We start from the raw sequence: 12,936 nt of genomic DNA on the forward strand, positions 1-12,936 counted from the left end.
ATATGAACTTTTAATCCCCTTAAAATGCCCTATTTTTGATTGGCGGGCGTTGTTTCGGGGTTCTCCGGCGTGCTGGCAGCCGGTGTTGGTATAACGTTGGTGGTATCAATAGGGTTGCTTGTACTATCTACCTCTGTAGTATCAGCGGCAATATGCGGCGACGGACAATTGTAGTTTTTGGTGATCTTGCTCCATGGTTTTGGAAAAGGCCCGTAAGTATAGCCCAGTTTTGGATCGGCATAAACCTTCTCCATAAAACGGCCAAAAATGGGCAGCGCCGTGTGTGATCCTTCGCCGGTTTCGGACGATGTAAAGTGTACGCTTCTGTCGTCAGCACCAACCCATACGCCGGTAACCAAGTCCTTTGTTATACCCATGTACCATCCGTCAACATAATCAGATGATGTGCCGGTTTTGCCGCCAATCTGGTTGTCTTTTTTCCAAAGGCCAGGGTATTCCCAAAGGGCTTGCGAGGTGCCTCCCGGTTCTTCCATACCACCACGGAACATATAAAGCATCAGCCACGCGGTTTCCTCGCTTAATACTTTTTCTTGTTTCAACTCAAATTCGTCAATTACATTATCCTGCTGGTCTGTTATTTTAGTTACCAGCAACGGATCTATCTTTTGACCTTTATTAAGGAATGTACTGTAAGCCCGTACCATTTCATAAACCGAAACATCATTGGAGCCTAACGATACCGAGGGTACCGATTTTAATGGGCTTTCGATACCGCATTTGTGCGCGTACTGTACAATTTTATCCCAGCCCACTTTTTCTGTAAGCTGCGCGGTAATGGAGTTAACCGATTTACCCATAGCCCATCGTAGCGACATTTCCTGATACGAAAAATGAAAATCGGCATTATTAGGCTGCCATACTTCGTCTTTACCGTTGTCCTTATATTTTATGGTTACTGGCTGATCTGTGAATTTATCGCAGGGCGTGTAGCCGTTATCAAGCGCCGTTAAATAGGCAAATGGCTTAAAGGTAGAACCTGCCTGCCTTCTTGATTGGTTTACGTGATCGTAATTGAAAAAACGATGGTCGATGCCGCCAATCCAAACCTTTATTTTACCGGTAGATGGTTCAAGCGTCATCATGCCGGTATTTAACAGTTTGGCGTAGTATTTAATAGAGTCGATAGTCGAAAATGTGGTATCCTGCTCACCGTGCCAGGTAAAAACGGTCATCCGTTTTTTAGTTTTAAAGTACTCGCTTATTTTTACGGTGTCACCGCCAAATTTTTTATCCAGCAATTTGTATATAGGAAGTTTTTGCTCGTTTTTTAAAATGAAATCTTTAATTTCTACACCCTTCGAATCGCGCCACGGATTTTTATTGCCCCATAGGTTGTAAAAACGTTTTTGCAGCATTTTCATTTTTTCGGCAACAGCCTCTTCGGCATATTGCTGCATCCGCGAGTCTATGGTTGTATAAATTTTCAATCCATCCTCATATAAATCATACCCATTATCCTTACACCATTTATCCAGCCATTTTTCAACTGCGCGGCGAAGGTAGGAGTCGCCATGTGAATCCTCTTCTACATAGCTTAAATCGAGTTTTATGGGCGATTGTGAACTGCTTGTGTATTGGTCTTTAGTAATGGAACCATTTTTTAGCATCTGGCCTAAAACCGTATTTCTGCGTTCGGTAGCACGTTCAGGATTGCGGATAGGATTATAGCTGGATGTGGCTTTCAGCATACCTATAAGCAAGGCAGCTTCACCGGGACTAACCTGGTCAGGTTGTTTGTTAAAATATTTTAATGTGGCTGTTTTTATGCCAAAAGTATTGTTGCCAAAAGGGACCGTATTAAAATATAATTCAAGAATTTTTTGCTTGCTATATACGTGTTCAATTTTAAACGCAGTAAGCCACTCTTTAAACTTATATACAACGGTATTTATAAGAGGCACTTTGCGGATAAAGCCCTGGGATTTGCGCTTACGTGTTTCAAAAAGGTTTTTGGCAAGTTGTTGTGTAATGGTACTGCCGCCCCGCCGCTCGCCTTTAGCCGTTGAAACCATACTGGTAAAAAACGAATAAAAATCGACACCGCCATGACTGTAAAAACGCACGTCTTCTGTTGAGATGAGTGCGTTTATCAGGTTGGGCGAAATATGCTTTAAATCAACAGGCGAGCGATTCTCTTTATAGTATTGGCCTATCAGTTTACCATCGGCAGTAAAAACCTCCGAGCCCACAGAAAGCACAGGGGTCTTAATATCCTGCATGTCAGGTGAATAACCAAAAAGCCAAAGGAAGTTGAGCTCGATGGAGCAAAAAAAGATGATAACGAAGTATATGAAGATAACAAGGAATCGCAGAAACCGGTTTCGTATTTCTCTGAACATTGGGTAAAGATGTAAAATTATGGCGCTAAATCATAGCCCGAAACAAATATTAATATGTGTAGTTTATATAAAGCTAAATATATACCAGCCGACTGCCATTTTATTTAATAAAGGCCTAAAATTTCCATAATATAATTTGATGTTGCCTTAAACGGTAACTTATATTTAGGTTTGAATAGTGGCGTAGTACATTAGCTAAAAATAAACTTTTATTATCAACGCAATTTTAATATCTAAATTTCATGTTAACAACGTGTAAAACAAAATTTTTATCATGAGTAATATCGTCAAAAAGTTTAAAGTCGAAAATGGTAAGGGATTTAAGCTGGGAGACTTCGATCCGGCATATTCTGACGGATTTAAAAAAATCGAGGCCCGAAAGACATTAAAAGACCTGATAGATGAAACATTTGACTTGCAGACAGAACTTTACGCGGCCAATAAATATGCCCTGCTCATCATTTTCCAGGCGATGGATGCCGCCGGGAAAGATAGCGCTATTGAACATACATTATCGGGCTTAAACCCGCAGGGCTGCCAGGTTTATAGTTTTAAACAACCCAGTCCCGAAGATTATGAACACGACTTTCTGTGGCGGCATTACCGGTCGTTACCCGAAAGGGGGCGCATAGGTATCCACAATAGGTCGCATTATGAAAATGTATTAGTAACCAAGGTACATCCCGATTTGTTGCTAAAAGAGCATTTGCCTGGGATTAACGATGTAAAAGATGTTGATGGGAAGTTTTGGGATAAACGTTACGAAAGTATCCGGGCATTTGAAAAGCACCTTACGAATAACGGTACAGTTATTATCAAATTTTACCTGAATGTATCTAAGCAGGAGCAAAAGCTGCGTTTTTTAAAGCGGATTGATAACCCCAAAAAGAATTGGAAATTTTCGGCTGCCGATATTCAAGAGCGGGAAAAATGGGGGGACTATATGGATGCTTATGAAAAGGCAATAAAGGAAACCGCTACCGGTGATTGCCCCTGGTATGTAATCCCCGCTGATAAAAAATGGTTTACACGGATTGCCATTTCTACTGTCATTCTTGATACTCTAAAAGGATTGAAGCTGAAATACCCTGTGCTTGAAAAAGAAGAGAAGGATAAATTGGATGAATCCAAAAAGCAATTGGAAAAGGAATAAATCACCCTCTCCAATTGCTTAATCAAACTTGGTTAAATGCCAGAAAATATATTTTGTGCAGGTTCGCCAATTAGCGGCATTGGTTTTCTTTCACCCTGGAGTGCGCCAAGCAGGCCAATCACCCAGATTACAAAAAGCGCAACCCGCACTACCCAAAGTATTGCTGCACCAAACGAAAAACCTACCGAAAAAAGTATAGCACCGGCGGCATACGATACGATCATAGACACGATGTGGAATAGCAGCGTTTGCCTCATTTGATAGCTTGCCTGATAGGTTTTGTTTTTTTGATACAGGGCAAAATAAGCAATAAGCCACCCTATAATGGTAAAATAACTGATGATGCCGGCTAATTTGCCATCATCGCTTGACGAATAGTTGCTCATAGTAAAGAAGGTAATTTTGAGTGATAATTAATTATTAAAGCTAACCATATTTTGATCAAAAGGATAGTTTAATCACAAATTATTCCACGGTTATTTCATCCGCAAAAATGTACGATTGGTTGCCTTTACTTTCATGCCAGTTAGGCAGTGCGCCATATTGTTTGGCTATTATTTTAATATAGCGGGTGTTTAAATTTAGCGGCGCAGTAAACTCCTGGGTTTGCGAATTTGTATCCTTAATATCTACCTTGGTATTCACGGTGGCTGCCAACTTATAATTCCTGCCATCGTCAGATACCCAATATTGAATATATTTAGGGAACACTATCCACGCATTGCTATCTTGTAATGTGCCAATACTGACTTGTTTTACAGGTTTTATGGCACCTATATCAATAATGGCTTCCAAATCTTTGCCCTGGTAGCCCTGCCAGTTGCCCACATGCCAGTTTGTTGTGCCATGGATGCCGTTGATAAGCGATTCGTCGCCTTTATCTGCATAGTTGGGCAGGTATTTATTGACGAGCGTTAGTTTGATGTCTGTTCGTAGTTTAATAAAGTTAGCTTCGTCAACAAAGCTGCTTTTACCGTTCATGATAGCTATCGCCTTAACGGTTGTATTCCCGGTAATGGCAATTGGCTTACTGTAAAGTGTTGAGTTTACGGTAGGGGTTGATCCATCTAACGTGTAATAAATCCCGGCATCCGGGTCGGAGCTTTTTATTTGTACGCTGATAGCTACTTTGAATGATTTGGCGGGGGCTATAATGTAAGGGTTAGCCACAATCAAGCTATCGGCGATTTTTGAAGTTGGGCGTTCCAAATCCTGTACAAAAAGTTTATTGGCCAGTTTGCCGGCAAATACTTCAAACTCGCCGCCATTGGCTATATCGTCAAAATTGAGGTATAATTTGTTATAGGTTTTCTTGGCGAGGCTCATGCCCTGTAAATAAATATTGCCTTTGCCTATGCTTGCCCCGGAGTTGAGGATGGTAAATTGCTTGCCGTTTTCTAAATTAATAACCGCTTTATCAAACTGTGGCACCCCAACCTGGAAAGCCTGCTGCCCGGGGGCAATATTGTAAATACCTAGCGAACTCATGACATACCAGGCCGACATTTGCCCGCAATCTTCATTTCCTGCAAGCCCATCGGGTTTATTGCTGTACTCTTCATGCAGAATCCTGTCTATATAAAATTGCGTTTTCTCGGGCGATGCGGTAAAGTTGTATAGGTAAGCCATGTGGTGACTTGGCTCGTTTCCGTGGGCGTATTGGCCAATAAGGCCGGCTACATCCGGGATATCGCTGCCCTTTAGCTTTGATTCTGTGGTAAACAATTCATCCAGTTTAGCTTCAAAAGCTTCCTTGCCACCCATTTTTGCCATTAGGTTTTCAACGTCCTGGGGTACCATGAACGAGTATTGCCAGGAATTGCCTTCAGTGTAATTACCATTTATCTCGGTAGGGTCGAAGGGGCTAAGCCAGCCGCCATTGCTGCGGGCCTGCATAAAGCCATTTTGGTTGTTGTAAACATTTTTCCAATACTGGGCACGTTGAATGTATTCGGCATAGTCGTGGGGTTTATCCAGCATTTTAGCCATTTGGGCTATACACCAATCGTCATAGGCATACTCCAGGGTTTTTGATACCGAAGCATCTTCCTGGTCGGATAATACCGCGCCGTTTTTACGATAAATATCCAGCCCAAACTGGTTACGATTCGCCGCGGCTTTCATAGCGGTAAATGCTTTTGCCGCATCAAAATCACGAATACCTTTTGCATAAGCATCTACAATAACAGGGATGGAGTGATTACCAATCATGCAATAGGTTTCGGTACTGGCCAGTGGCCATATAGGCAGTAACCCACCCTGGTCATACATCGCCAGGAATGATTTGATAAAATCGAGCGTCCGTTTTCTGTCGATCAGTGTAAGCAAAGGGTTTTCGGCCCGGTAGGTGTCCCACAACGAAAAAACAGTATAGTAGTTAAAGCCTTGCGCGGTATGCACTTGCTGATCCATACCACGGTATTGGCCGTCAACGTCGCTGTAAATGTTGGGTGCCAGCATGCTGTGGTATAAAGCGGTGTAAAATATGGTTTGTTTTATACCTGCATAGTTAATGGGTTTTGTCTTTTTTCCGGCAGGGGCGGGACCATAAGGGCTGTTAACATTACCTTCGTCGCTCAGTGCTGATTGTTGCGACGAGGATGGGCCGCCGCCTTCTACCTGAATTTTATTCAACTCGGTATTCCAGGTTGCTTTGGCTGCTTTCTGGACCTTTTTAAAATCGAAATCGGGTACTTCTGCATCCAGGTTTTTCAAGGCGCCTTCGGTACTTACTGCCGAAATACCGACTTTCGAAATCACCTCGCCGGGATTGTTAAACTGCAGGTACATTTTAATGTTTTTGCCCTGCGCTTTGTTTTTCCCATCCTGTAACTCGTTGTTACTGGTTATCCCGTAAGTTTTAAATGCTTTTGAGAATTTGGCATAAAAATAAACCTGTTGGTTATTGGCCCACGATTTTGATTTGCGGTACCCGCGAATTTCGTGATCGTTCACCACTTCAATCCACGAATCCAGCACCTCGTCGCGGTGTTGCAGATCTATGATGATGTTGGCCTTTTCGGCACTGGGGTAGCTATAGCGGTGTACGCCAACGCGGGTAGTAGCTGTTAATTCGACGCCGATATTGTATTTATCCAGCAAGGTTTTATAATAACCGGGCGTGGCAATCTCATTTTTCTTTTTAAAACCAGAGCGATATTCGGTGTTTTTAAACTGCGGCTCGCCGGTGGTAGGCATAAACAGCACATCGCAATAATCGGGAATGCCTGTGCCGCTTAAATGGGTGTGAGAAAAGCCATAGACAACCGTATCAGTATAATGATAGCCCGAGCAGCCATCCCAGCCTTCCAGTCGTGTATCAGGGCTTAGCTGCACCATGCCAAAAGGCATTACCGCGCCGGGGTAAGTGTGCCCATGCCCCCCGGTACCAATAAAGGGGTTAACCAGTTGGGCGTAATCTTTATCTTTCCTTTTTTGTGCCGATGAAATATGGGATAACAAAAGGATTGCAGCGATAGAAAAACTGCTTACAATGGCGCGCGACGATGGCATATTTTTAACGTGTGGTATAATAACGCAAATTAAAACTTAAAAGCATATAAACGAAAAAACGCCCGGTTTATTAGCCGGGCGTTAGTTTAGCAAGGGGTATTATGCGTTGCGTACAACGCCTATCTTTTTCAAAAGCTTACGGTTTTCGCGGCGGTGGATTAGCCGGTGAACAATAGCATATATGATAGGCAATATCAATAGTGTTAATATGGTTGAAGTTACCAGGCCACCAATAACAACTATAGCCAGGGGTTTCTGCGTTTCGGAACCTATACCCGTTGATACAGCCGCAGGCATTAACCCTATGGCTGCCATCAACGCCGTCATTACTACGGGCCTTACGCGGCTGATAACACCATCTAAAATGGCTTTATCAAGTGGCATATGTTCTTCCAGGTTCTTTTTAAATACAGATACCAGGATTACACCATTTTGGATACAAACACCAAATAAGGCGATAAATCCGATACCTGCAGAGATACTGAAGTTTGTGCCTGTTATATGCAAAGCCAGTATCCCGCCAATTAAGGCGAATGGCACGTTCATAATAACCAATGTGGCATCTTTGGCATTTCCAAATGTGATAAACAAGATGAGGAATATCACCAGCAAGCAAATAGGCACTACATGGGCCAATGTATTTGATGCACGTATCTGGTTTTCAAACTCACCTGCCCAAACATCAGTGTAGCCGTGTTCAAATGTTACTTTTGAGTGTACTTTGCCTTGTGCTTCGGCAATGGTACTACCCAAATCGCGGCCGCGTACCGAGAATTTTACGGCAATATACCGGGTGTTGTTATCCCGGTAAATAAAGGCAGGCCCGGTAATAGTTTTGATGGTGGCAATTTCTTTTATTGAAATTTTGGAGCCGTTAAGGGTAGGCACCATCAGGTTTTCTATTTTATCCTGGGTGTTGCGGTATTGTTGCTGATACCTGATCCTGATATCAAACCTGCGCTCGCCCTCATATAACTCAGTTGCTGCTTTACCTCCTATAGCCATTTCGATAACCGAGTTAGCATCTGCGGTAGATACGCCATAAAGTGCCATTTTGCGTTGGTCGAGTTCAATCCTGAACTCTGGTTGACCCAAATTGCGAAGCACGCCAAGGTCTTCAACGCCCTGTACTGTTTTTAAAATTCGCAGTACACTGTCGGCTTTTTTATCAAGTGTTTGAAAATCGGGGCCAAATATTTTTACAGCTAACGCGGCATTAACGCCAGCAACTGCTTCTTCTACGTTATCGCGAATAGGCTGCGAATAGTTGAACACGGCACCAGGGATTTTGCTCAGTTGTTTATCCATCTGGGCAATAAGTTCATCCTCGGTAATACCGCTGGGCCATTCTTTTTTGTTTTTAAGATCGACCTGGATTTGAACGTCAAAAAAGCCTTTTGGGTCGGTACCGTCATTGGTTCGGCCAACCTGCGCAAGCGTTTGCTTCACTTCGGGGAACTTATCTAATATCTGCATCATTTTTTGATTGATGCTTTCGGCTTCATTTAGCGAAACGCTCATTGGTAATTCAGCCTCAACCCATAATGCGCCCTCGTTCAGATCGGGCAAAAATTCCGATCCTAAGAACTTTGCCGAAAAGAAGGTGACAGCCATAAAGGCAACCGCAACTATCAAACTCAGTTTTTGATTTTTATAGGTAAAGTTGAACATTCGGCGTATGCCATTCTCGAAAAAGAGAACAACCGGATTATGTTTTTCCTTTACGTTTTTTTGTAACAGGATGCTGGACAGGGCAGGTACCAGGGTTAGTGTGAATATTAATGCTCCAAGTAATGCGAAACCCAAGGTATAGGCCAAAGGCGAGAACATTTTACCCTCAACCTTCTGGAATGCAAAAATCGGGATTAAACAGGTGATGATTATCAACTTGGAGAAGAAGATGGCTTTACCCATTTCGGCACCTACATTTTTAAACAAACCCAGCTTGGCAAGGCCGTTAAACTTTTGCATGCCTACTTCTTTAGCCTTATGATCAAGGGCAACAAAAATCCCCTCAACCATTACAACCGCCCCGTCTATAATTATACCAAAATCTACAGCACCCATTGATAGCAGGTTGGCGCTCATTCCTTTTATGCGCATACATACAAAGGCAAACAACAGGGATAGCGGGATGATAATAGCAACAGTAAGGGTTGTACGCCAGTCGGCCATAAACAGGAACACAATAACGGTTACCAGGATAATGCCCTCGCACAGGTTATGGATAACTGTTTCGGTACAAAAATCCATCAGGTTTGTGCGGTCGTAAAAGGTATCAATCTTTACGTCCTTGGGCAGGATGTTTTCATTCAGGTCTTTTACTTTGTCACGGATACGATTCAGAACCTCGGCGGGATTCTCGCCTTTGCGCATTACAATAATACCTTCAAGCACATCTTTTTGCTTATCTCGGCTCACCTGGCCTAAACGGGGTAGGCCGGCCTCTTTTACATCGGCAATATCTTTTGCCAATATAGGTACGTTGTTTACATTTTTAATGATGATATTCTGGATTTCATCAATATTATTGATAACCCCAATACCGCGCACTACATAAGCCTGGTCATTTTTTTCAATCACATCGCCACCCACATTGATGTTACTACGGTTTATGGCAGTATAAACATCCAGCGACGTAAGCCCGTACTTTTGCAACAGGGCAGGGTTAACAGCAACTTCGTAAGTTTTTTCCTCGCCGCCAAAGCTATTTACATCGGCAACGCCGGGCACAGATTTAAACTGGCGATCAAGTACCCAATCCTGTATAGCGGTAAGCTCGTGAATTGATTTGGTGCGGCTTTTAAGCGTATAACGATAAATTTCGCCGGTAGGGCCGTAGGGTGGTTCAACTTCTGGTTTTACACCATCTGGCAAATCGGCATTGCCCAGGCGACTTAGCACCTGCTGGCGGGCAAAAGCATCATCCACATCATCGTCAAAAATTATACGCACGTACGATAAGCCAAAGGCCGACGTTGTACGCAGGTTAGCCTTTTTTTGTACTGAGTTTAAAACGGTCTCCATCGGGATGGTGATCATTTTTTCAACTTCCTCGGCGCTACGGCCCGGCCATTGGGCAATAATGATGATTTGGGTATTAGTTACATCAGGAAACGTCTCGATGGGCGTATTCATGTAGCTCCACACACCGAGCACAACCAAAACCAGTGTCATAAAAAACACAAAGTAGCGGTGCCTGAGTGAGAAGTAAATTATATTTTTAATGAATTTATTCATCTTTTAAAGTATCAAGTAGTTAGTATCAAGTAGCAAGATTTTATGGTGGTATCAGGTGGTTGGTATTAGGTAACAATTAACTGGCTGGCTCCGGTCTTGATACTTGATACTAACTACTTGATACTTCTTAAAATCAATCCCCCGCTAATGCATCGTATAAAAGCAGGCCGTTTTTGGAGATCACTTTGTCGCCGGCGTTTAGGCCCGATGCGATGTAGGTGATATCGTCAACTGTTTTGATAACGCTTACCTCGCGTACCTTTAAATCGCATTTGCTGTTGTAAACCACCACAAAGTTTTTGCTGCTATCGAAAATCACTGCTTTGGCAGGGATTGATACCGATGTTGCAGCATCGTTATTGGTAATTACTACATTGGTAAACATTTCGGGTTTTAGCATCATGTCGGTGTTGGGTAATACTACCTTAATTTTCAATACTTTATTATCAGGGTCAAGTACCGAACTAATAGCATCAATTTTGCCTTCGAAAACTTTACCCGGATAGGCCAGCGTAGTTACTTTGGCGCTGTACCCGGTTTTAACCTTACTGATGTCAGATTCAAATACGTTGGCCCAAATCCATACATCTTTCATGTTCGATATGGTAAACATGCTGCCATTGTTATCCTGGCGGATAAAGCTGCCGGTAGTGACATTTTTTTCGACGATATAACCGCTTTCCGGCGCCTTGATAATCAACGTGCCGCCCGGGTTGGTATTACCACCACCATTAATAGCAATTTGCTGCTGAATTTTATGATTGGCTGCTTCGGCTTTGTTATAGTTTTCTTTGGCTTCGGTGTAATCACGCTCACTCGAGATACCATTTTTGTACAGGTACTCGGCCTGCTCTAACTGGCGTTTTGATATAGCCAGGTCTGATTTTGTGGCGGTTAAGTCGGTATAATTACCGGCAACATCGGCGCTACGCATAATGGCCAGGGTTTGACCTTTGGTTACTTTATCGCCAAGGGAAACTTTAACATCCAGTATTTGCCCGCTTGAAAAAGGAAAAACTTTTACAACGTTATTTTCATCATTTGAAACCTCGCCCGACAGGGTAAGTTCATTTTTTATTGCAGTAGTTTTAGCAGTATCAATGGTTATAATTTTTGCCATCGAATCGCTTACGCAAACCTGCTTATTTTCGGCTACGGGTTGCGGCTTGCCCTTGCAGGCGGCAAGCAATAGTAAAGCGGAGATGCCGGATAACAGCGTTTCTCTTTTCATCATTATATATGTTTTATAAGGTGTTTTACGATTTAATTATAGTAGTGCCGGTAGCAAAGTTCAGGTCGGCAATGGCTTTTTGCAGGTTGTATTGCTGTTGTAGTATTTTAAGCTTGGTATCTTTATAGGTATCAAAAAAATCGACAAATTCAATCAGGCTGATTTGCCGTTGCTGGAAGCTTTTGAGCATGCTGTTAAACAGTTTATCGTATTGCTCATTAAACTCCAGTTGTTGGGTCGAGAATAATTGCTGGTTTAATTTATACTGATTTACAGCCGCTACCACATCGTTTTTAAGCTGAAGTTCATTTTGTTTTACAGTTGCTTCCTGGCTTTGAATATTGTATTTGGCCGATTTAATGTTGCCCTGGTTACGGTTAAAAAAGGGCAGGGGCAAACCAATTTGCAGGCCATAGTAATTGCGGGCATAACTGCTGTTTTGGTCATAAGCAGCGCCGATAGTAACATCGGGCACGGCCAAAGCTTTTTGATACGCCAGGTTATGTGTGGCCGAGCTTAACTGGTATTGGTTTGATAGGTAATCGGGTCTGTTTGTTTTAGCCTGCTCAATCAGATTTGGGATATCCAGGGTTACGGTTTCAGCAGGTTTATCGCTTATTACCGGGTATACAAAGGCCGTTTCATTGGTTTGCAGCAAGGTTTTTAATTCAGTTTGCAGGTCATTTACCTGGCGGTGATTTTCTACCATATCATTCTGCAGACCAAAAAGCAATGCTTTAAGGCGGATCAGATCTTTCATGGAAGTATTACCGGCATCAAATGATTTCTGGATGGCCGCAACCAGGTTCTGGGCCGAACTGATCTCATTCTGATAAACTTTTTCCTGGGCATTCAGTGTAGCCAGCTGACTAAAATCCAGCTGAAGATTGTAGCGCAGGTTGCGCATCAAGTCGGCAAAGGCTGCTTCCTGAACTTTGGCATCATCTTCGGCTACTTTTACCTGTTTGCCGCGTTTGCCCGCAGTGGCAAATACCTGGTTTAGCTGCACAAATACCTGGCCGCTGTTATTGCCGTGGTAAAAGAATTTTTTGCTGCCGCCATCCCAGATATTTTGGTCGGTGCTTAGTACGGGGTTGTCCCAAAGTTTGGCTTGCTGTATCAGCGCTTTTGAAGCCTCAATATTATACTTCTGAGCCAGTAAGGCCAGGTTGTTTTCCAAAAACTGTTTTTCGGCATCCTGGAAGTTAATTTTGAGTGTGTCGGTTTGGGCGGCGGCCCGGTTTGTATTACAGCAAAAAAATACAATTAATAAAAATAGCAGGGTTTTTATCTTACACATAGTCCTCTTTCAATTCAACGGGGCAAAAATTCATAATGGTTATGAATTTTCTATGAAGAGGGTTGTCGGGTGAAAATTATATATGCGAACATCACCACAGGGTGTTCGCTTTTGCAGGGTTATCCGTTCGGATTGGAAG

7 protein-coding genes are annotated in these 12,936 nt (G+C 42.8%); 1 reads left to right on the top strand and 6 read right to left on the bottom strand.

What is annotated here, in order from left to right:
• Window positions 1-29: 29 nt before the first annotated feature.
• Window positions 30-2,360, bottom strand: coding sequence for a penicillin-binding protein 1A (locus PQ469_RS12520; protein ID WP_274213266.1), 2,331 nt, complete (start codon window positions 2,358-2,360; stop codon window positions 30-32).
• A 274-nt stretch (window positions 2,361-2,634) separates the two neighbouring features.
• On the opposite strand from PQ469_RS12520, the gene PQ469_RS12525 reads away from it, so the two are divergent.
• Window positions 2,635-3,513 (top strand): polyphosphate kinase 2 family protein, encoded by an 879-nt coding sequence (locus PQ469_RS12525; protein ID WP_090650606.1) that lies wholly within the window; start codon window positions 2,635-2,637, stop codon window positions 3,511-3,513.
• Window positions 3,514-3,545: 32 nt separating this feature from the next.
• Here the strand turns inward: PQ469_RS12525 and PQ469_RS12530 are convergent, their stop codons facing one another.
• From PQ469_RS12530 to PQ469_RS12550, 5 genes are all read right to left on the bottom strand, one after another.
• The gene (locus PQ469_RS12530; RefSeq protein ID WP_090650609.1) at window positions 3,546-3,899 is read right to left on the bottom strand and encodes a magnetosome magnetite crystal formation protein family; all 354 of its coding nucleotides are present in this window, start codon (window positions 3,897-3,899) and stop codon (window positions 3,546-3,548) included.
• 79 nt (window positions 3,900-3,978) lie between these two features.
• A complete protein-coding gene (locus tag PQ469_RS12535) occupies window positions 3,979-7,026 on the bottom strand; it encodes a GH92 family glycosyl hydrolase (protein WP_274213267.1) in 3,048 nt (1,015 codons plus the stop codon).
• Between the two features lie 99 nt (window positions 7,027-7,125).
• Entirely contained in the window at window positions 7,126-10,266 is a 3,141-nt protein-coding gene (locus PQ469_RS12540) for an efflux RND transporter permease subunit (RefSeq protein WP_274213268.1), read from the bottom strand.
• Window positions 10,267-10,399: 133 nt separating this feature from the next.
• Window positions 10,400-11,500, bottom strand: coding sequence for an efflux RND transporter periplasmic adaptor subunit (locus tag PQ469_RS12545; RefSeq protein WP_274213269.1), 1,101 nt, complete (start codon window positions 11,498-11,500; stop codon window positions 10,400-10,402).
• A gap of 22 nt (window positions 11,501-11,522) precedes the next feature.
• Window positions 11,523-12,797, bottom strand: coding sequence for a TolC family protein (locus tag PQ469_RS12550; RefSeq protein WP_274213270.1), 1,275 nt, complete (start codon window positions 12,795-12,797; stop codon window positions 11,523-11,525).
• Between the last annotated feature and the right edge of the window lie 139 nt (window positions 12,798-12,936).

It is taken from the genome of Mucilaginibacter sp. KACC 22773, from assembly GCF_028736215.1.
Classification (GTDB): Bacteria; Bacteroidota; Bacteroidia; order Sphingobacteriales; family Sphingobacteriaceae; genus Mucilaginibacter.

Coding starts and splice junctions, on each gene's coding strand:
- PQ469_RS12525 (WP_090650606.1), top strand. CDS start 2,635: ATGAGTAATATCGTCAAAAAGTTTAAAGTCGAAAATGGTAAGGGATTT.
- PQ469_RS12540 (WP_274213268.1), bottom strand. CDS start 10,266: ATGAATAAATTCATTAAAAATATAATTTACTTCTCACTCAGGCACCGC.
- PQ469_RS12520 (WP_274213266.1), bottom strand. CDS start 2,360: ATGTTCAGAGAAATACGAAACCGGTTTCTGCGATTCCTTGTTATCTTC.
- PQ469_RS12550 (WP_274213270.1), bottom strand. CDS start 12,797: ATGTGTAAGATAAAAACCCTGCTATTTTTATTAATTGTATTTTTTTGC.
- PQ469_RS12530 (WP_090650609.1), bottom strand. CDS start 3,899: ATGAGCAACTATTCGTCAAGCGATGATGGCAAATTAGCCGGCATCATC.
- PQ469_RS12545 (WP_274213269.1), bottom strand. CDS start 11,500: ATGATGAAAAGAGAAACGCTGTTATCCGGCATCTCCGCTTTACTATTG.
- PQ469_RS12535 (WP_274213267.1), bottom strand. CDS start 7,026: ATGCCATCGTCGCGCGCCATTGTAAGCAGTTTTTCTATCGCTGCAATC.